Source organism: Halomonas ramblicola (assembly GCF_030409215.1).
Taxonomy (GTDB): domain Bacteria; phylum Pseudomonadota; class Gammaproteobacteria; order Pseudomonadales; family Halomonadaceae; genus Halomonas; species Halomonas ramblicola.
In genome coordinates this window covers 1-17,740 of the sequence record NZ_JAUFPL010000016.1, presented here as the reverse complement: position 1 = coordinate 17,740, position 17,740 = coordinate 1, and the positions used below count along the sequence as shown (strand labels likewise).

The window sequence follows — 17,740 nt, the reverse complement described above, 5'->3', positions numbered from 1 at the left end:
CCATCGGTGCATCCGCCGCCGATTCTCGGTCCACGGTGTCGGCAAGGCAATCTTCCCCGCGGCGAAAAGTCGCCGGGTGTTGACTTGCCCCACGGGAGTGGTAGAACGACGGTCTGCCCTTTTCGTTCCCGGATACCCCCATGCGCCCGCCGCTGCGTTCCCTGCTCACCACCGCGACTGCCCTGATCCTGCTAGCCGGCGGAGGCGTGCTCCAGGCCCAGGAGACGACCGAGGCCGAACGCGCCGTGCTGGAATCGCGCATCGATGACCTGCGCGCCAAGCTAGAATCGCTCCAGCAACAGCTGCAGGCCCTGCCGCCTGCCGATGAGGATGCCACCCCGCACCGCCTCGAGCCCGACGAGGTCGTGGCGGTGGAGGCCGCCGAGCGTCGCCAGCTGGAACAGGAGTCCGAACGCAACCCCTTCGCCATCACCACCTACCGGCGCAACTACCTGCTGCCGGTCAGCTACAACACCAACCCCAACGGTGCCGCGGATGACGCCACCGACCTGGACAACGCCGAACTCAAGTTCCAATTCAGCGCCAAGGTGTCGCTCGCCGAGGGGCTGTTCGGCGATACCGGCGACCTCTACTTCGGCTATACCCAGCGCAGCTGGTGGCAGGCCTACAACTCCGAGGCCTCCTCACCGTTCCGCGAGACCAACTACGAACCCGAGGTCTTCGTCGACTTCGACAACGACTGGGGCTTGCTGGGCTGGACCAACGTGCTCAATCGCGTCTCGGTCAACCATCAGTCCAACGGCCGCTCCGACCCGGAGTCGCGCAGCTGGAACCGCCTCTACCTGGAGAGCGTCTTCCAGCGCGGCGACTGGGCCGTCAGCCTGGCCCCCCACTGGCGCCTGCCGGATACCACGGGGGAGGACGACAATCCCGATATCGAGCGCTACATGGGCTATGGCGACGTGACCCTGGCCAGGCGCTTCGGCGACAACGAACTGAGCCTGCTGTGGCGTGGCAACCCCTCCGCCGGCAACATGGGCACCCAGCTCGACTACTCCTGGCCGCTGTTCGACAGCAAGGTGCGCGGCCACATCCAGTACTATCACGGCTACGGCGAGAGCCTGATCGACTACGATCATCGCAGCCACCGCCTCAGCCTGGGCTTCAGCCTCAACCCGCTGTTCACCGGCGGCACCATGACACGTTGAGGCGCCCCGCCCCGGCCCCGCTGTCAGGCGGGCCGGTGACTGCTATGCTGTGCCTGTCATTCACCGTCAGAGGAAGACCCGATGGCAAACCGTGCCCCGCATACCCAGGAAACCACCCGGCAGCTCAAGGAGGACCTGCATCACCTCACCCAGACCATCGAAGAGCTGGTGAGCGCCACCGCCGACGACTCCCGCAGCAACATCAAGGAGCTGCGCGAGCGTGCCGAGCAGCGCCTCAAGGAGACCCGCGACCGCCTGGAGTCGCGTGGCGAGCGCCTCTACGGCGAGGCCCGCGAGAGCCTCGACCACCAGGTCGACGCCTGTGACCGCTACGTGCACGATAACCCCTGGACCAGCATTGGCATCGGCACCGCCGTGGGGGTCGTGGTCGGCATGCTGATCGGACGGCGCTGATGATCGACGGCCAGGGACCGGCACAACGGCTGTTCACCGCCACCCGGCGCCTGCTCGGCAGCCTGCTGGCGACCGGCGAGACGCGCCTGCGCCTCGCCGTCCTCGAGCTCGAGGAGGAGCGCGCCCGGCTGATGGGCCTGCTGCTGCTGGCCGGGCTCGCGCTGATCCTGTTGTTGCTGGGTATCGGCGTGCTCACCACCCTGGTGATCGTCGCCTTCTGGGATACCCATCGCCTCACCGCCATCGCCGCGAGCGCCGGCGTGCTGCTGGTCAGCGGCCTGCTGCTGTGCCTGTGGGTGATGCGCCTGGCCCGCCGACGCACCCTGCTGGTCAGTACCCTCAAGCACCTGGCCACCGACCGCGACCTGGCGGAGCGCGAGCGTCGGGAGGCGCGCCATGACGACTAGGTCGCCGGTATGTCGTGAAACGCCCGATCGGGCCGAACGCAAGGCCGACCTGGAAGCGCAGATCGAGCAGCAGCGCGTCGACATCCTGGTCGAGGCGAGCCGCTGGCACGAGGCCAGTCGCCCCCTCGACGACGGCTGGCGCGCCCTGATGCGCTTCCGGCTTCCCCTCGCCCTGGGCGGCGTGTTGCTGCTGCGCAACCGGCGCGCGCGTCATCTGCTGCGCTACGCCAGGCGCCTGGGCACTACCGCCCTGCTGTTCCGCCGCGTTCGCCGCCTGCTGCGCTAGCGCCACGACCCGGGGGCACCGTCCCGCGACGCCCGCCCACACCCACTTCCTGCCAGGAGCCATCGCCATGCCACTCGCCATCGCCCTGCACGTGCTCGCCGCCACCCTCTGGGTCGGCGGCATGTTCTTCGCCTGGATGGTGCTGCGTCCGGTGGCCGCCGCCCGGCTCGAACCCCCGCAGCGCCTGGCCCTGTGGCGCGGGGTGTTCGCGCGCTTCTTCCCCTGGGTGTGGGCCGCGGTGGCGGTGCTGCTGGGTACCGGCCTGTGGATGCTGTTCGCGGTGTTCGGGGGCATGGCCGGCGCCGGCTGGCACGTCCACCTGATGCTGGCGATCGGCCTGGCCATGATGGCGATCTACCTGCACCTGTGGTTCGCCCCCTGGCGCCGCCTGCAACGCGCGGTGAACGCCGAGGAATGGCCCGAAGGTGGCCGTCAGCTGGCCCGGATCCGCCGCCTGGTGGGCATCAATCTCATCCTCGGCCTGGTCACCGTGGCCATCGCCTCGGGCGGACGCTTCCTGTGACCCGCCTCACAGCCGGTGGGCGGCCGCGTCCCGGCGCGAGCGCTCGCCGCCCGGTACCCAGCGCATGCAGCGCGCTCCGCAGGCCAGGCGCTGCTCCAGGAAGCGGTGGGTACGCGCCTGGCCGTCGCTGGCATCGCCGGCCCATACCGACAGGGTCGCCAGGAAGAGCCCAGTGAGGGCGATCTCCTCGGCCCGGGCACGGCGCGTCCCGTAACGCGCCTCCAGGCGGGCCGCCTCCCGCCACCACTGCACGGTACGCGACAGGTCGAAGAGCATCGGCACCCAGGTGTGCGGGTGCGGTGGGTGCGCCTTGGTGCGCAGCATCTCCACGGTGACGCGACGATGCCCGGCCAGGGCGTCCAGCCAGGCCGCCAGGCAGTGCGCCAGGCGCCGCTCCGGCGGCCAGTGATCGAAGCCATCCGGCTTCTCCGCCAGCATCGCCTCCCAGCCGTGCCGGAACCAGGCATCGGCCACCGCGTCCAGGTCGCGGAACTCGGCCAGCACCGCCCCCATGGGCAGCTCCAGCCGGGCCGCCACCTCGCTGAGCCGCACCCCCTGCCAGCCGTGGATCTCCGCCAGGTACAGCGCCTCCCGCATCACTCGCTCGCGCAACGACATCTCGTCGCTGCCCGGTGTCTGGTGAATGGCCGTCATGCTCATCGCCCGCACTCCTCTCGCAATGCCCCTGACTGGAGGATAGCGCGTCCGCCACCGTCACCGGATTGTCATCGTTCCGTCACGCTCCCCCCGGCACCAGGCCGGGGGCACTGCCGATCGGCGGCAGGCGGCTAGAGCGTCATGAAGGGAGCGGCTTCCTGCTCCGTGAACCGGTAGACGTCCCACGCCTCCTGCTTGGGGCCGGGCATGCCGGGGGTGCCGATGGGCATGCCGGCCAGGCCGATGCCGTCGACCTCCGGACGCGACTCGAAGAGGGCCTCCAGCGCTTCCATGGGCACATGCCCCTCGATCCAGTACTCGCCCAGCTCGATGGTGTGGCAGGCACCGAGGCCGTAGGGCACCCCGGCGGCCTGCTTGACCTCGCCCAGCTCGACATCGTCGACGATGCTCACCTCGACCCCCAGTTCCTCCAGGTGGCGGGCATACTCGTCGCAGCAGCCACACTGCGGGTTCTTGTAGAGGGTCGCCGTATCCGGCAGGTCGGCATGGGCGATACCGGCACCCAGCAGCAGGACACCGGAGAGCAGCAGGGAAGTGGCTTGGCGGTTCATGAGCGATCCCCCTTGTGGGAAGTGAAGAGGTACTTGGCGAGCGAGGCGATACCCAGGCCCAGCAGCAGCAGGAAGGCCAGCGGCATCAGCCAGCCCAACCAGCCCATGGAGCCCATCAGGGCGAAGCAATCGGCGTTCATCATCGTATCACTCCTGGCGAACGAATCTTGGCAGGCGGCGCGAGGCGCACAGCCTCGGCCGCATGGGGCGGGAGGATTCGCTCAGGCTCTGGGAGGTCGACGTGGCGGCAAGGGGACATGCTCGACGGTGGCACAGTGCCCTGTTCGCGGATCTGATCATGCAGTGCCTTCCCCCGGTGTGGCATCACCCTATCCCGCCCAACGACATCCGACCTTGACCCAGGGCAGGTCTGTCGACGATCTTCCCATGTCGCGGACGGTGTAGGATAGGCGCACAACAACGGTACCATCCTACAACCCATGGGTAGCACCCAGGTCAAGCCACTCACGCCGACGCGACCGTCCCGGCCTGCAGACCCATGACATCACTGTGGAACGCGTTCAGTGTCGTTTCAGGTTCTTCGGTTATAAACGAGTCTCCCCAGACACCACTCAAGAGGTGACATGATGCGCAAGACACTGCTGGCCTTGGCCCTGGGCCTGACCACGACGACGACATTCGCCGCCGGTGAGCACGGGGGTTCCCACGGTTCCGAGAGCGAGGCCGACATCGATCGCACCATCCGCTTCGAGGCGGGTGACATGTGGTTCGACCCGGAAAGGCTCGACATCGTCCCCGGTGAAACCATCCGGTTCGAGATCGTCAACACCGGCAACCTTGAGCACGAGTTCGTCATCGGGGATGCCGCCGCCCAGGAAGAGCACCGCAAGATGATGCTGGAGATGGGGGGCAGCCATGGCGATGGTGGGCATGGCAGCCACGCTGGCCATGACATGGCTGAGGGGGAGCATGGCAGCAGCATGCCGGCGGTCACCATCGCACCGGGGGAGACTGCAGAACTCGTGTGGACCGCTCCCGAGAACGTCGACGACCTGGAATACGCCTGCAACATCCCGGGACACTATGAGGCCGGCATGTACGGTGACATTGACTTCCAGGGGTGACCCGGACGCATGAAACTGCTGCTGCTCGAGGATGATGACCTGCTCGCGGAGAGCCTGATCGAGTGCCTGGAGGACAACGGTTACCGCGTCGACCTGGCCACTTCGTTGCAGGAGGCCGGGTCACTCATGGCGACCGAGGACTATGTCCTGGCGATTCTCGACCTCGGCTTGCCGGATGGCTGCGGTCTGGAGTCGCTCTCCAGGTGGCGCAAGGAAGGACGCAGCCTCCCGGTGATGATCCTCACCGCCCGGGACACCTGGGAGGACAAGGTCATCGGCCTGGAGGGCGGTGCCGATGACTACCTCACCAAGCCATTTCATGAAGCCGAGTTGCTCGCTCGCATCAAGGCGCTGTTGCGCCGTCGCACGGGCAACGTATCGCAGGAGCTGTCGCTGAATGGTGTATCCCTGGATGAGGCCAATCAGTGTGTCAGCATCGGGGGCGGTCCCCGGCATTCGTTGACGGGTACCGAATTCCGACTGCTGCGTTACCTCATGCACCACCCCGACCGGGTCCTCTCCAAGGAGCATCTACTCGACCAGCTCTACGCCCTCGATCAGGATGCCGCGGCCCCCAATCTGGTGGAAGTCTACATCGGCCGCCTGCGACGCTATCTCGGCAAGTCGATCATTCAGACGCGGCGTGGGCAAGGATATGTCTTTGTTTCGCGTCGATAGCCGAAGCCTGCGCGTTCGCCTCCTCGCCTGGCTGTCGTGCACGGCCTTGCTGGTGACAGGCACCACCTGGCTGCTGCACGGCATCCTGCTGCAGGACCTGGCCCGGGACTTCCTCGGGGAACGCCTCGAGCGCGAGGCAGACCATGCGTTAGAACAGCTGCAGCAGGATCCCGTCACCACGCCCCCCACCCTGGACTCGGTGAGTCGGGGCTACCAGATCTTTCACCATCTTTATGTCCTTCGCCTGGGTGACGACACCAGCGCCTCGGACAATCGCTGGCGCGATGTCCTGGCACCCCTGCTCGATGAGACCGACGATGCTCTCATCGAGGTCAACGAGGATGGCCTGCATCTTCTCGTCTTCCGGCGCCACTTCTTCCTGGACGGGGAAGCCGGCGTACTGCTGGTAGGCGAGGATTTCTCCCGGGTCGAGGAGGGCCTGGCCACCCTGCACTGGTGGGTGGCCAGCATCGCCGGAGGTGTGCTCCTGTTGCTGGTGACCCTGAACCTGCTGGCGGTCAAGCGTGGCCTCGTCCCCCTCCAGGATCTGCGCAACCAGTTGAGCGAGTTGCAGTCTGGAGTACGTGAGCGCTTCTCCCTGGAGGCACCCTCGGAACTGGATGGCCTGGTCACCCAGCTCAACCATTTCATGGACGAGATCGATGGCCGCCTGAAACGTTCCCGCGACTCGGTAGCAAACCTGTCACATGCCCTCAAGACTCCCTTGGCGGCGGTAACCCAGGTCCTGCGTGGCTCGCGCCCCATCGATGATGCGCGCCGCCGCCGGCTGGTGGAGCGTCTGGAAGAGGTTCATGCCCTGTTGGATGCCGAGCTGCGACGTTCGAGAATCGCCGGTCCTCACGCCGGGCGCATGTCAGAGCTGCACCGCGACGGCTCTCGGTTGGTCGAGATGTTCCGCGTACTCCATCCCGACAAGCGTTTCCACCTGAGCCTTCCGGACCGGCAGGACCTGCGTATCCCAGTCGAGTCGCAGGACCTCGCCGAGATGCTGGGCATCGTGCTGGATAACGCCGGCAAATGGGCGGCCAGCGAGGTGATCTGCCGGATTGAGGTGGATGAAGTGCTCAGGATTACCGTCGAGGATGATGGGCCAGGTGTCGCAGAGGAAGACCTGCCTAGCCTTGGCCAACGAGGCATGCGTCTCGATGAGCGCCACCCCGGATACGGACTGGGGCTCTCCATCCTGGCGCAACTCATACCTCGGTATTCCGGACAAGTGAGGTTCGACATCAGTCCTCTCGGTGGCTTGGGGGTCGAGCTGACGATTCCCATCAAAGAATGTTTGAGGTAATCGCACTTTTTCAGCCGTGATTCAGCTTCTCCCGTCAACATAGGCTTCACCAGACATGGGCGGGAGTCACACATGGCAAGATCCAGAGTCATCACGCATCCGCTGTCACGCCGTCAGATCCTGAAAGGCGGTGCGGCACTCGGGCTGGGGTCAGCGGCAGCACTTGGCTTGCGTCCAAGCTGGGCCAATCCCTGGGGGCAGACCAATGCGTATGCCAAGGGTGTCGAGGAAGGTCCCGAGGTGGCGCTGGCCATTCGTCGTGAGTCAATCCCGATAGATGGCAAGGAAGCCCATCCGATCAGTATCAACGGCACCAGCCCGGGCCCGATGATCCGCCTCAAGGAGGGCCAGGATGCCGTCCTGCGGGTCACCAACCTGCTCGACGAGCCGACCTCCATTCACTGGCATGGCTTAATCCTTCCGCCAGGAATGGACGGGGTACCCGGGGTCAGCTTCCCCGGCATCGCGCCCGGTGAGAGCTTCACCTATCGCTTCCCGGTGCGTCAGAACGGCACCTACTGGTACCACAGCCACTCCGGCTTGCAGGAGCAGCTCGGCCATGCCGGGCCGCTGATCATCGATGCCGCCGAGCGCGAGCCCTTCCGCTACGACCGCGAGCACGTGCTGCTGCTCACCGACTGGACCTTCGAAGACCCCATGGCGGTCTTTCGCAACCTCAAGACCGCCGAGGGCTACTACAACTTCCAGGAGCGCACCGTCGCCGACTTCTTCGCCGACGTGCGCGACAAGGGCTTCGCGGCAACGGCCGAGATGCGCGGCATGTGGGCGAAGATGCGCATGAGTTCACGCGACATCGCCGACGTCACCGGTAGCACCTATACCTACCTGATCAACGGCCACTCGCCCGGGGAGAACTGGACGGCGCTGTTCAAGGCCGGCGAGCGGGTGCGCCTGCGGGTGATCAACGGCTCGGCGATGTCCTACTTCGACGTGCGCATTCCCGGGTTGAAGATGACAGTGGTGGCGGCTGACGGCCAGCCGGTGCAACCGATCCCCGTCGACGAGTTCCGCATCGCAGTGGCCGAGACCTATGACGTCCTGGTCACGCCCGAGGACGACACTGCCTATACCCTCTTCGCCGAATCCATGGATCGCAGCGGCTATGCACTCGCCACCCTGGCGCCGCGCGAAGGCATGGTCGCAGCAATCCCCGAGCGTCGCCGGATCACCGACCGCGGCATGGAGGCCATGGGGGCCCATAGCATGGGAGGGATGGATCACTCCGGCATGGCCGGGGTGGATCACTCCAACATGCCGGGCATGGATCACTCCGGCATGGCCGGGATGGATCACTCCAACATGCAGGGCATGGATCATTCCGGCATGGCCGGGATGGACCATTCCAACATGCAGGACATGTCGGATGAGCAGCGCAGAATGAATGCCACCGGCATGCTGGCGGCGGGGACGGCTCAGCCGGGCTCCCGCTACGACCAGGCCGGCATCGGCATCGATCCCGACGCGCGTCGGATGCTGGTCTACCGTGATCTCAAGGCCTTTACCCCCTGGCCGGACCGTCGTGAGCCCGGCCGCGAGCTGGAGCTGCGCCTGACCGGCAACATGGAGCGTTACATGTGGTCCTTCGACGGCAAGAAGTTCAGCGAGGTGACCGGCCCCATCCACTTCGAGAAGGACGAGCGGCTGCGCCTGATCCTGGTCAACGAGACGATGATGGAGCACCCCATCCACCTGCACGGCATGTGGATGGAGCTGGAGAACGGCCAGGGCGAGCTGATCCCCCGCAAGCACACCCTGAACGTCAAGCCCGGCGAGCGCGTCTCGGCATTGATCACCGCCGACGCCGCAGGCAGCTGGGCCTTCCACTGCCACCTGCTCTACCACATGGATGCCGGCATGTTCCGAGTCGTCAAGGTTTCCTAAGGAGAAGGCATGTCTAACCGAATTTCGATGATCGCGAGCGGTGTCCTGCTGGCCATGGCAACGCTTTCCGTGGCCCAGGCGGAGGATGGCTACGACGCACCGGACGACTGGCCTGCCCCCATGGCCGAGCACAACATGGCCATGGCGCTGTTCGATCGCCTCGAGTATGCCGTGCCTGACGAGGGTGAAGACGCCCTGGTCTGGGATTTCCAGGCCTGGTATGGCGGCGACATCAACCGCATCTACCTGAAGTCGGAGGGCGAGAACGTTCAGGGCGATGGCGAGGACGCCGAGTTCGAATCGCTGGAGCTGCTCTACAGCCGGCTCATCGCCGACTTCTGGGAACTGCAGGGCGGTGTGGGCTACCAGGGCGGCGTGTTCTCCGACGACCATGCCGAGCGCACCTATGGGGTGATTGGCCTGCAGGGAGTGATGCCCTACGGGATCGAGACCGACGTGGCGCTCCAGGTCAGCGACGAAGGCGATATCTCGGCGAGCCTCGAGGGCGAGTATGACCTGCGTATCACCCAGCGTCTCTACCTACAGCCGCGCACCGAGATCACCGTGGCCGGCAGCGAGGTCGAGGAATTCGGCGTCGGCGAGGGGCTCAATTCGGTGCGAATCGGCATGCGCCTGGGCTACGAGGTGACCCGTCGCATCGCTCCCTATGTCGGGGCCTACTGGGAAAAGCCGTACGGCGATACCGCCGATCTTGCGCGAGCCAGCGGCGATGCCACAGAAGACACCGGCGTCGTCGCCGGCGTCAGGCTGATGTTCTGAAGCACCATGGCTTCACCAACGTGCGGGTAGTAGACGAGGCAGTCACCGGCACCGACGAGCAACGTTCGATCGACTGGATGACCTTCCAATCGCTAGCCGACTTCCTCGATCCGAATGATCCGAGCAAGCCCCGCGAAGGCCATTCGGCCCCGCAACGGGCGGTGGTAATGGCCGAGAGACCGGGTGAATACGCCACAACGCAAGAGCGAAGGCCCCCACACTCAACCGACCATCGCCAGGACGATCCCTCCCGGTGACTGCCTTATAGGGTAAGCTCGGCATCCAGCTCGACACTCTCTGCGGCCAGATCCCCCAGGATCGGGCAATCGGGGCGTGCGTCCCCATGGCAGTGCTTCACCAGATGCTCCAGGGTCTCCCGCATGTCCTGCAGTTTCTTGATCTTGCCGTCCAGCTCTTCGATATGGGCCAGGGCGACAGCCTTAACGTCCGAACTGGCCCGATGGCGATCCTGCCACAGGGCGAGCAGATTGCTCATCTGCTCCACAGAGAACCCCAGGCTCCGTGCCCGGGCGATGAAGCGCAGCGCGTGGATGTCCTTCTCATGGAATGCCCGATACCCCGCCTCCGTCCGGTGGGCCGGGGGCATCAGGCCAATGCTTTCGTAATAGCGAATCATCTTTGCCGAGATGCCGGAAGCCTTCGCCGCTTGCCCGATATTCATCAGATACCTCCCGTTTTCAGACCATCGCCGCGCATGGGTACCCCATTGCTCCATGGAACCATGGGCTGCCTGCCTCACGCCCCTTGGATGACGAGGCATTTCACTTTCCAATAATAGGAAACTTCAGACCAGAAGTCCCAGCCCCTTGCCCGGCACCACCGCTGCAGGTGCGCCGGTATCCACGGCACTGCACAGGCACCATAGCCAGTGCGATGTCGCTCGTGGCAGTTGGCAAGTATATTGTCTACAGAATACTTTCTGCAACATCTCGACCCGACTGGAAGCCTGGCCGTGTCCTGCCAGTGACGGCGCGGCCCCCGTCACACTCAAGGCCGGCGACGCCGCGGTGATCCCGAAGGGGACCCCCGTACGCTGGCAGCAGCGTGGCCAGGTAAAGCGTACCTTCATGGTATTTGCCGACGAGGGGGCCGGAGGAAAACGCGCCGCGCACAGTCATCTGGATCGACACCCAGGCCGAGCTCGCGCCTTCCGCGCCACCGCTTGCGGAACTGGTCAGCAGCACCCCCGCCCCCGAGGCCTCCAATCGCAACGTCTTCCTGGCCCGCAACGGAAAGCTGCGGATCGGTCTCTGGGAATGCACGGCCTACGCCCGCACGGAAACCAAGCCCGCCTATAGCGAACTGATGCAGATACTCTCCGGGTCGGTCACCCTTTCGCAGCCCGATCATGCCTGGTGCGCCAAGGCCGGTGAGACCCTGGTAGTCCCCGCCGGCGCAGAATGCCGCTGGACCAGCAACGAGACCGTGCGCAAGATTTTCTGCATCGTCGGATGAGGCGTCTCCAGCCACCCAAGCGGGTGGCTGGAATTTTTTGATTCCCCCTTGACCTTCCAATACTGGGAAGCTTCACGCTGACAATGCCCCACCTCAAAGGAGAAGGATCATGATGAAACTCAAGGTACCCAAGATGACCTGCGGCCACTGCGCCTCGACCGTCACCACCGCGATCAAGACCGTGGATGCCGATGCCAACGTGGAGATCGATCTTGCGGAGCAGCAGGTGACGATTGAGAGTCACGCTGATGCCGACACCCTGGCCGCCGTCCTCGTGGAAGCCGGCTACCCCAACGAATCGGTATAGCGATAAGTACAGGGCCGGAGGCACGCTCGCGCCTACGGCCCTGCCTCCTCTGATCTTCCCTACCTCCGTTCATACCGGCAACGAGGGCCACCTCAGCGCCTCACCCACGGCTCAGCTCCTTCTTGACGTCGGCATCCGCATCCAAGGCGCTTGACAAGTATATTGTCTACAGTTTACCTTCTGCATAATGATGGGTATGCATGCCGCCGCCCTTCCTATCACCCAGCTTTGCTGGATCGCCCGACACTGCCAACAAAGGGCGCAACGACAATCAGGAATGGAGAAAAGAAAAATGACCGCCATCGACTTCCGCCCCAAGTACATCACCTTCGACTGCTACGGCACGCTGACCCATTTCCAGATGGGGCAGATGGCTCGTGACATGTTCGCCGACCGCATCGCCCCCGAAGCCATGAGTGCCTTCGTCAAGGATTTCGAGAACTTCCGCTTCGACGAGGTCGGCTGCTACAAGCCTTATGCCGAAGTCATCGGCAACGCCTTATCCCGTACCTGCAAGCTCTGGTCGCTGGAATACAAGGATGAGTACGGACAGCGGATGTTTGACGCAGTACCGACCTGGGGGCCCCATGCCGACGTGCCCGAGGGGCTTACCAAGGTGGCCAGGGAATACCCGCTGGTGATCCTCACCAATGCGGACGACAGCCAGATCCAGCACAACGTCGACAAGCTGGGCGCCCCCTTCCACGCGGTTTACACCGCGCAGCAGGCGCAGGCCTACAAGCCACGCTTTCAAGCCTTCGAATACATGTTCGACCAGCTCGGTTGCGGCCCGGACGACATCCTGCATGTGTCATCGAGCATGCGTTACGACCTTATGCCCGCCCATGACCTGCGTGTGAAGCACAAAGTCTACGTCAACCGGGGTTACGAACCCGCCGTCCCCTTCTACCGTTGCCACGAAATCAAGGATATCTCCGGCCTGCCGGGGCTTCTGGGCCTCTGATCCACTGCCGCGCCCACAACGATCCTCGTCCGCAACAAGGAGACATCGACATGAAGTTCATTCCCTACTGGCTGGATACAGCCCCCACCTTGCCGGATGAGCCCAACCCAAGGGTCGACGCCAAGGCGGACGTGGCGATCATCGGCGGCGGGCTGACCGGCCTTTCCGCCGCTCTGGCCCTGGCCGCGAAAGGCGCCAGCGTCACCCTGCTGGAGCAGGGCGAGGTCGGCAGCAGCGCCTCCGGCCGTAACGGCGGGATGTGCACGCCAGGTCTTGCCATCAGCTTCTCCCAGGGAGTCGCACAGTTCGGCCCCGAGCGTGCCGCCCGCTACCTGAAGGCCTACAACGATGCCATCGATACGGTGGAACGCCTGGTCAACGAGGAGGGCATCGATTGCGATTTCAAGCGTGTCGGCAAGCTCAATCTTGCCTACAAGCCATCGCATTACGAACGGCTAGCCCGCAATCACGAGCTCATGGCGAAGCACGCGGGCCAGGAAACTATCCTGGTACCCAAGGCGGAGATTCGTAACGAAGTCGGCTCCGACTACTATCATGGCGCCATGGTCGACCCGTTGGGCGCAGGCTTGCACGTCGGGCGCTTCGTGCGCGGCCTGGCGGCGAGTGCCCGCGCACGCGGTGCGCGGATACACCAGAACACGCCCGTCACCAATATCCGTCGACTGGATGGCCACAAGCATGAACTGGAGACCCCCAACGGCACGATCCGGGCGGATCAGGTGCTGCTGGCCACCGGCAGCAAGACCGGCCGGCCCTTCCCGTTCTTCCGCCAGCGAATCGTGCCGGTCGGCAGCTACATCATCGCCACCGAACCGCTGAGCGAGGAGGTCTGCAACGAGCTGATGCCGACCCGTCGCATGGCCTCGGACAGCAAGAACCTGCTGTTCTACTTCCGCATCACGCCGGATAACCGACTGCTGTTCGGTGGACGCGCCCGCTTCACGTCCGCGGACCCTCAAGCAGACCAGACCAGCGGCCGTATTCTGGAAAAGGCCATGAGGGAGGTATTCCCGCAACTGGCCAGAACCCGCATCGACTATTGCTGGGGCGGCCTGGTGGACGCCACGGCGGACAAGATGCCCCGGGCGGGGGTCCGCGAAGGCCTCTACTACACCATGGGCTACAGCGGCCACGGCGTGCAGATGTCGACCCACATGGGAGCGCAGATGGCACGCGTCATGTCGGGAGAGCACGAAGCCAACGTCTGGCATGACATGGACTGGCCCGGTATCCCGGGGCACGCCACCCTGCCTATCACGCTGCCCATCGTCGGCGCCTACTACCGCTTCAAGGACATGGTGTCGTGATGACTCGGTAAGGCCATCGATCCATGCGGGGTGCCGATGCCACCCCGCCGGCTCGAGTCTCTCGGTCGTCCACCAATCGCCCCTTGGGCCAACCGGTGACGTCTCATGCCAGTGCGCTCCCCAATAGCTGCAGCAGCGGAAAAAACATCCCTGACGCCTGGGCAATACCTGGCTATGTGCATGCCCCTGGTATTGGCGGCGTTGTCGACGCCTCTCCTGGGGGCCGTCGATACGGCGGTGGTGGGACGGCTTCCGGAACCGGTATACATCGGTGGCGTCGCTGTCGCCAGCATGACCTTCAATACCCTGTACTGGGTACTGGGGTTCCTGCGCATGAGTACATCGGGATTTAGCGCTCAGGCGTTTGGCTCCAGGGACCAGTCGGAAATGGTGATGACACTGGCCCGACCGGTTGTTCTCGCCATCCTTTTCGGCCTCCTGTTCATCGTTTTCCAAACTGCTATAAAGGAAGCCTCCCTGCAGCTTATCCAGCCGTCTGCGGCGGTGGGACAACAAGCCACGCTCTACTTCGACATACGGATATGGGGCGCCCCCTTCGTACTCGTGAATTATGCCATCCTTGGCTGGATGATCGGCTCATCCAATGTTCGAATGGCCCTGTTTCTGCAGGTTTTCATGAATCTATTGAACGTCTGCCTGAGCGTCCTTTTCGTGCTGGGCCTAGGGCTGGGAGTCCAGGGGGTGGCAGGCGCCAGCCTCATTGCTGAAATCATGACCTTGTGCCTGGGCTTGATCGTGGTCTACAGACGCCTTCCGACCTCCATCGGGCAATTAGACTGGCGACAACTCATGGATAGAACACCCATTGCAAGAATGGCAATATTGAATCGCGACTTGCTTATCCGGACTCTCTGCATACTGGCCATGTATCTCTTGTTCACAGCCTATGGAGCGAGGATGGGCGAAACGAACCTTGCCGCCAATGCCATCCTGCTGCAAATCCACTTGTTGATGGCCTGCGCTTTTGACGGAATGGGAAATGCCAACAGTGCACTGGTGGGGCGAGCCATAGGAGAGCGAAATTCGAGGCTTTATAATGACACAATCAAGTCTTCAGCCATCTTTTCCTCTGGAATTTCGGTATCCTTCGGGACACTGTTCTTCCTTTACGGCGACAACATCCTGTTCCTGTTCACGGGCCTTCCAGAAGTCATCCTCGAGGCAAGCCGATACAAGCCATGGCTCAGCCTGTTTCCAGTCATCGCATGCATTGGGTTATCCCTCAATGGCGTATTTTCGGGCGCGACGCGAGCAGGCCCACTCAGAGACTCACTGATCATTGCCTTAATTCTTTATGTGGCTGCCAATTGGATACTGATTCCCATCTGGGGGAATCACGGGCTATGGGCCTCGTTCACCCTGTTCTACCTGTTTCGCTCTCTGTACCTGCGGCTGAGTTTACCTGGCCTGAAGAAAATGATAGTTGCCGGCAGCGAGTCGCCTGCACATGCGGCGGGGTCTGCTCGGTGCGCCGCGCGATGACGCGCGTTTTGCGCGCCGGAAAGCGATAGCTCAAGGCCGCCTCCAGTACCCAGCGCACATGGGCGTTACCGGTCTTGGTGATTGCCCCCTGGGAACGGCTTGGACCGCTAGAGTGCTCACTGGGCTCAGAAAAGCGCGTGGCTGACGATGGCAAACTGGTGCATACCGGGGTCCGCTTGTGGGGCCTCGCCCCGCACCATGACGATCTGGGTATCATCGACGACCTGCGCCAGCCCCAGCTCGCTCAGCAAGGAATCCAATTCGCTCTCATCGCGCACGTCGATACGCATGAAGGAGCCAGTGCGCGCCGCAGCCAGGTGGCTGACCAGCGCCCTGGCGTGCCCTGGATCGGGAGCGACCACCGGTCCAATGGCGTCGCCGTGCCCGAAGCGGCGCAGGATGGCGAAGCCGACCGGATTGCTGTTACCGTCCTCGATGACGACACCTTCGGCGATGCGCAGCAGCTCGTCCATGACGCTCGCACGCGGCATGCCGGCGGCGCTGCTGGCCAGCTCCACCAGCGCGGTGCCATCCCTCGCCTCGATCGCTCGCAGACGCGTGCCCGGCGGCGGCACGACAGGCGCGTGGGGAGCGACCGTACCCTGATGCTTGTGCGCCTTACCGATCACCCTGAAGCCGAGCCGTTCGTAGAGCGGCTGCCCGCGCGGTGTGGCGTTGAGCAGGGTGTTGCGCTCGCCGATCTCCTCGAGCAGCCGGTTCATCAACTCGCTCCCGATGCCCCGCCCCTGGGCCTCCGGCAATACGATGACCATGCCTAGCGACGCAAGGTCGTCGCCATGAGCCCACCACAACGCGGTACCGATCACGCCGCGGTCGCACTCGGCAACGAAGCCGCGGCCGAGGCGGTACAGGAGCTCACAGTCTTCCCGCCGGTGCGGCCAGCACACCACCTGGGTAAGGAGGTGCACTGCTCGCAAGTCGCTTTCCAGCATGCGTCGATAGTGGATTTGAACTGCTGTGCTAGCGGATGACATTACGGCCTCCTTCCTACTGCGAGCATGTTGTTGCTAATTCAGTGGATCAGATCCTGAAATCGGTCATAGGCACCCACGAGCGAGAGGAGCTTTTTCCGAGCTGCCCGTTATGAGTCGGCACTACCTCCTCGCCACACTTGGCGGCGAGCTCAGCTGGCAAAGTCGATCAGCACATTCTTGAAGCGTAGATTGGCCGCGACGGCTTGCCATCCCAGATCCTTGCCGATCCCCGAGCTGTTGTAACCACTCGCCGGAACGATATGCACCGGGAACCGCTTTCTGACATGCTCCAGGATCGCGGCAACGCCCTCGAATCTGGCCGCGGGATCGAGCACACGGATGCGCTACGACTAGCCCGGATATTGCACCGGACAGAAAAAGGCGGCTGAAAATCGGTTATGATTCAAGCTCCTACACCAGAATCAACCGCCTCAGCCGCCATGACAAAATGTACCACGCCGTCCGCCTCCTTTCCACGCTGCAAAGGCCGTCAGCTCATCGCCCGCTTCGATGGCGGCGATGTCACCTCTGACGGCGGTATCCTGCTGCTGCGGCAGCTGGATCGTGAGATGGGCCTGACCCGCGCCGTCGCTCGCCGGCTGAGCGATGAACGCGACCCTCAGCGCTACCTGCACCGCACGGAAACTCTGGTTCGACAGCGCGTGTTCGGCCTGGCGCTGGGCTACGAGGATCTCAATGACCATCATGCGCTGCGTCACGACATCGCCCTGCAGACCGCGGTCGACACCGACGGCGTGTTGGCCAGCCAGTCCACCCTGTGTCGTTTCGAGCAGCAAGCCGACCGGGACTGGGCGGTCGCGATCCACGAGGAGATGATCGAGCAATTCATTCGCTCGTTCCGGCGGCCACCCAAAAAGCCGCTCTATCTCGACTTCGATGCCACCGATGACCGGGTCCATGGCCAGCAGCTCGGACGCCACTTCAACGGCTACTACGACCACTACATCTTCCTGCCACTGTTCGTGTTCTGTGGCGATCAGCTGCTGGTCAGCTACCTGCGCCCGGCCTCGCGGGATGCCGCCCACCACGCCGGCGCCATCCTCGCTCTGCTGGTCCGGCGGCTGCGCCAGGCGTGGCCTGAGGTGAAGATCGTGTTCCGGGGCGACAGCGGCTTCTGCCGCCCGCTGATCCTCAACTGGTGCGACCGCCACGGCGTCGACTACATCATCGGCCTCGCCGGCAACAAGCGGCTGGCCAAGCTGGCCCTGGACATCGACTACGAGTCGGCCATCCGCTTCGAGGCGACCTGGGAGAAGCGTAAGCGACCGGGCAACACCGCTTGTCAGTGATCAGTCGGTGTGCTGCCAGTTCTGAGGCAGGAGTTCGTGGAGCTGGCTGGCCTTCTGGGTCGGCAGTCGCTC

The 17,740-nt window shown here is 64.0% G+C and carries 22 protein-coding genes and 1 pseudogene; 17 read left to right on the top strand and 6 right to left on the bottom strand.

Annotation, left to right across the window (positions count from 1 at the left end):
• Positions 1–140 precede the first annotated feature (140 nt).
• From QWY80_RS03095 to QWY80_RS03075, 5 genes are all read left to right on the top strand, one after another.
• The gene (locus QWY80_RS03095; RefSeq protein WP_290229220.1) at positions 141–1,169 is read left to right on the top strand and encodes a phospholipase A; all 1,029 of its coding nucleotides are present in this window, start codon (positions 141–143) and stop codon (positions 1,167–1,169) included.
• An 81-nt stretch (positions 1,170–1,250) separates the two neighbouring features.
• Positions 1,251–1,583 carry an ElaB/YgaM/YqjD family protein gene (locus QWY80_RS03090; RefSeq protein ID WP_290229219.1) on the top strand — a complete coding sequence of 111 codons (333 nt, stop codon included), beginning with the start codon at positions 1,251–1,253 and terminating at the stop codon, positions 1,581–1,583.
• Entirely contained in the window at positions 1,583–1,990 is a 408-nt protein-coding gene (locus QWY80_RS03085) for a phage holin family protein (protein WP_290229218.1), read from the top strand. Before QWY80_RS03090 ends, QWY80_RS03085 begins: the two co-directional genes overlap by 1 nt.
• Positions 1,980–2,276 carry a YqjK-like family protein gene (locus tag QWY80_RS03080; protein ID WP_290229217.1) on the top strand — a complete coding sequence of 99 codons (297 nt, stop codon included), beginning with the start codon at positions 1,980–1,982 and terminating at the stop codon, positions 2,274–2,276. Before QWY80_RS03085 ends, QWY80_RS03080 begins: the two co-directional genes overlap by 11 nt.
• A 67-nt stretch (positions 2,277–2,343) precedes the next feature.
• The gene (locus tag QWY80_RS03075; RefSeq protein WP_290229215.1) at positions 2,344–2,799 is read left to right on the top strand and encodes a DUF4149 domain-containing protein; all 456 of its coding nucleotides are present in this window, start codon (positions 2,344–2,346) and stop codon (positions 2,797–2,799) included.
• 6 nt (positions 2,800–2,805) lie between these two features.
• Here the strand turns inward: QWY80_RS03075 and QWY80_RS03070 are convergent, their stop codons facing one another.
• The 3 genes from QWY80_RS03070 to QWY80_RS03060 form a co-directional block, all read right to left on the bottom strand.
• Positions 2,806–3,459 carry a TetR/AcrR family transcriptional regulator gene (locus QWY80_RS03070; protein ID WP_290229214.1) on the bottom strand — a complete coding sequence of 218 codons (654 nt, stop codon included), beginning with the start codon at positions 3,457–3,459 and terminating at the stop codon, positions 2,806–2,808.
• A gap of 128 nt (positions 3,460–3,587) precedes the next feature.
• Positions 3,588–4,028: a DUF411 domain-containing protein gene (locus QWY80_RS03065; protein WP_290229213.1), complete on the bottom strand. Its 441-nt coding sequence runs from the start codon at positions 4,026–4,028 to the stop codon at positions 3,588–3,590.
• Positions 4,025–4,171, bottom strand: coding sequence for a hypothetical protein (locus tag QWY80_RS03060; protein WP_290229212.1), 147 nt, complete (start codon positions 4,169–4,171; stop codon positions 4,025–4,027). The genes QWY80_RS03065 and QWY80_RS03060 overlap by 4 nt, the downstream gene beginning before the upstream one ends.
• Before the next feature lie 441 nt (positions 4,172–4,612).
• Here QWY80_RS03060 and QWY80_RS03055 point away from each other — a divergent pair, with 441 nt between their 5' ends.
• From QWY80_RS03055 to QWY80_RS03030, 6 genes and pseudogenes are all read left to right on the top strand, one after another.
• Positions 4,613–5,113 carry a cupredoxin domain-containing protein gene (locus tag QWY80_RS03055; RefSeq protein WP_290229211.1) on the top strand — a complete coding sequence of 167 codons (501 nt, stop codon included), beginning with the start codon at positions 4,613–4,615 and terminating at the stop codon, positions 5,111–5,113.
• A 9-nt stretch (positions 5,114–5,122) separates the two neighbouring features.
• Positions 5,123–5,791 (top strand): response regulator transcription factor, encoded by a 669-nt coding sequence (locus QWY80_RS03050; protein WP_290229210.1) that lies wholly within the window; start codon positions 5,123–5,125, stop codon positions 5,789–5,791.
• Positions 5,769–7,103 carry a sensor histidine kinase gene (locus tag QWY80_RS03045; protein WP_290229457.1) on the top strand — a complete coding sequence of 445 codons (1,335 nt, stop codon included), beginning with the start codon at positions 5,769–5,771 and terminating at the stop codon, positions 7,101–7,103. Before QWY80_RS03050 ends, QWY80_RS03045 begins: the two co-directional genes overlap by 23 nt.
• Before the next feature lie 72 nt (positions 7,104–7,175).
• Positions 7,176–9,005, top strand: coding sequence for a copper resistance system multicopper oxidase (locus tag QWY80_RS03040; RefSeq protein WP_290229209.1), 1,830 nt, complete (start codon positions 7,176–7,178; stop codon positions 9,003–9,005).
• A 9-nt stretch (positions 9,006–9,014) separates the two neighbouring features.
• Positions 9,015–9,785 (top strand): copper resistance protein B, encoded by a 771-nt coding sequence (locus QWY80_RS03035; RefSeq protein ID WP_290229208.1) that lies wholly within the window; start codon positions 9,015–9,017, stop codon positions 9,783–9,785.
• A pseudogene (locus tag QWY80_RS03030) lies at positions 9,782–10,042 on the top strand (DUF1698 domain-containing protein); the annotation flags it as partial. The gene QWY80_RS03035 and the pseudogene QWY80_RS03030, both read left to right, overlap by 4 nt.
• Before the next feature lie 5 nt (positions 10,043–10,047).
• On the opposite strand, the gene cueR reads toward QWY80_RS03030, so the two are convergent.
• Positions 10,048–10,467, bottom strand: coding sequence for a Cu(I)-responsive transcriptional regulator (cueR, locus tag QWY80_RS03025; RefSeq protein WP_290229207.1), 420 nt, complete (start codon positions 10,465–10,467; stop codon positions 10,048–10,050).
• A 413-nt stretch (positions 10,468–10,880) separates the two neighbouring features.
• Between cueR and QWY80_RS03020 the strand changes: the two genes are divergently transcribed.
• The 5 genes from QWY80_RS03020 (at position 10,881) to QWY80_RS03000 (ending at position 15,363) form a co-directional block, all read left to right on the top strand.
• Positions 10,881–11,261: a cupin domain-containing protein gene (locus tag QWY80_RS03020; RefSeq protein WP_290229206.1), complete on the top strand. Its 381-nt coding sequence runs from the start codon at positions 10,881–10,883 to the stop codon at positions 11,259–11,261.
• A 109-nt stretch (positions 11,262–11,370) separates the two neighbouring features.
• A complete protein-coding gene (locus tag QWY80_RS03015) occupies positions 11,371–11,568 on the top strand; it encodes a heavy-metal-associated domain-containing protein (protein ID WP_290229205.1) in 198 nt (65 codons plus the stop codon).
• 292 nt (positions 11,569–11,860) lie between these two features.
• A complete protein-coding gene (locus tag QWY80_RS03010; RefSeq protein ID WP_290229204.1) occupies positions 11,861–12,532 on the top strand; it encodes a haloacid dehalogenase type II in 672 nt (223 codons plus the stop codon).
• A 50-nt stretch (positions 12,533–12,582) separates the two neighbouring features.
• Complete coding sequence (locus QWY80_RS03005; protein ID WP_290229203.1) at positions 12,583–13,860, top strand: NAD(P)/FAD-dependent oxidoreductase; 1,278 nt, start codon at positions 12,583–12,585, stop codon at positions 13,858–13,860.
• 105 nt (positions 13,861–13,965) lie between these two features.
• Positions 13,966–15,363, top strand: a complete 1,398-nt coding sequence (locus QWY80_RS03000; RefSeq protein ID WP_290229202.1) for an MATE family efflux transporter — start codon at positions 13,966–13,968, stop codon at positions 15,361–15,363.
• A 125-nt stretch (positions 15,364–15,488) separates the two neighbouring features.
• On the opposite strand, the gene QWY80_RS02990 is transcribed toward QWY80_RS03000, so the two are convergent.
• Both QWY80_RS02990 and QWY80_RS02985 read right to left on the bottom strand, forming a co-directional pair.
• Positions 15,489–16,358 (bottom strand): GNAT family N-acetyltransferase, encoded by an 870-nt coding sequence (locus QWY80_RS02990; RefSeq protein WP_290229201.1) that lies wholly within the window; start codon positions 16,356–16,358, stop codon positions 15,489–15,491.
• 149 nt (positions 16,359–16,507) lie between these two features.
• Entirely contained in the window at positions 16,508–16,693 is a 186-nt protein-coding gene (locus QWY80_RS02985) for a hypothetical protein (RefSeq protein ID WP_290229200.1), read from the bottom strand.
• Between the two features lie 63 nt (positions 16,694–16,756).
• Here QWY80_RS02985 and QWY80_RS02980 point away from each other — a divergent pair, with 63 nt between their 5' ends.
• Positions 16,757–17,668, top strand: coding sequence for an IS1380 family transposase (locus QWY80_RS02980; RefSeq protein ID WP_353960436.1), 912 nt, complete (start codon positions 16,757–16,759; stop codon positions 17,666–17,668).
• The last annotated feature ends 72 nt before the right edge of the window (positions 17,669–17,740 follow it).

Excerpts from the sequence above, each read along its gene's own strand:
- QWY80_RS03005 (WP_290229203.1), top strand. The coding sequence starts at position 12,583 with ATGAAGTTCATTCCCTACTGGCTGGATACAGCCCCCACCTTGCCGGAT.
- QWY80_RS03085 (WP_290229218.1), top strand. The coding sequence starts at position 1,583 with ATGATCGACGGCCAGGGACCGGCACAACGGCTGTTCACCGCCACCCGG.
- QWY80_RS03090 (WP_290229219.1), top strand. The coding sequence starts at position 1,251 with ATGGCAAACCGTGCCCCGCATACCCAGGAAACCACCCGGCAGCTCAAG.
- QWY80_RS02980 (WP_353960436.1), top strand. The coding sequence starts at position 16,757 with ATGATTCAAGCTCCTACACCAGAATCAACCGCCTCAGCCGCCATGACA.
- QWY80_RS03015 (WP_290229205.1), top strand. The coding sequence starts at position 11,371 with ATGATGAAACTCAAGGTACCCAAGATGACCTGCGGCCACTGCGCCTCG.
- QWY80_RS03095 (WP_290229220.1), top strand. The coding sequence starts at position 141 with ATGCGCCCGCCGCTGCGTTCCCTGCTCACCACCGCGACTGCCCTGATC.
- QWY80_RS03060 (WP_290229212.1), bottom strand. The coding sequence starts at position 4,171 with ATGATGAACGCCGATTGCTTCGCCCTGATGGGCTCCATGGGCTGGTTG.
- QWY80_RS03040 (WP_290229209.1), top strand. The coding sequence starts at position 7,176 with ATGGCAAGATCCAGAGTCATCACGCATCCGCTGTCACGCCGTCAGATC.
- QWY80_RS03000 (WP_290229202.1), top strand. The coding sequence starts at position 13,966 with ATGCCAGTGCGCTCCCCAATAGCTGCAGCAGCGGAAAAAACATCCCTG.
- QWY80_RS03075 (WP_290229215.1), top strand. The coding sequence starts at position 2,344 with ATGCCACTCGCCATCGCCCTGCACGTGCTCGCCGCCACCCTCTGGGTC.
- cueR (WP_290229207.1), bottom strand. The coding sequence starts at position 10,467 with ATGAATATCGGGCAAGCGGCGAAGGCTTCCGGCATCTCGGCAAAGATG.
- QWY80_RS03050 (WP_290229210.1), top strand. The coding sequence starts at position 5,123 with ATGAAACTGCTGCTGCTCGAGGATGATGACCTGCTCGCGGAGAGCCTG.
- QWY80_RS03010 (WP_290229204.1), top strand. The coding sequence starts at position 11,861 with ATGACCGCCATCGACTTCCGCCCCAAGTACATCACCTTCGACTGCTAC.
- QWY80_RS02990 (WP_290229201.1), bottom strand. The coding sequence starts at position 16,358 with ATGTCATCCGCTAGCACAGCAGTTCAAATCCACTATCGACGCATGCTG.
- QWY80_RS03070 (WP_290229214.1), bottom strand. The coding sequence starts at position 3,459 with ATGAGCATGACGGCCATTCACCAGACACCGGGCAGCGACGAGATGTCG.
- QWY80_RS03080 (WP_290229217.1), top strand. The coding sequence starts at position 1,980 with ATGACGACTAGGTCGCCGGTATGTCGTGAAACGCCCGATCGGGCCGAA.
- QWY80_RS03055 (WP_290229211.1), top strand. The coding sequence starts at position 4,613 with ATGATGCGCAAGACACTGCTGGCCTTGGCCCTGGGCCTGACCACGACG.
- QWY80_RS03045 (WP_290229457.1), top strand. The coding sequence starts at position 5,769 with ATGTCTTTGTTTCGCGTCGATAGCCGAAGCCTGCGCGTTCGCCTCCTC.
- QWY80_RS03065 (WP_290229213.1), bottom strand. The coding sequence starts at position 4,028 with ATGAACCGCCAAGCCACTTCCCTGCTGCTCTCCGGTGTCCTGCTGCTG.
- QWY80_RS03035 (WP_290229208.1), top strand. The coding sequence starts at position 9,015 with ATGTCTAACCGAATTTCGATGATCGCGAGCGGTGTCCTGCTGGCCATG.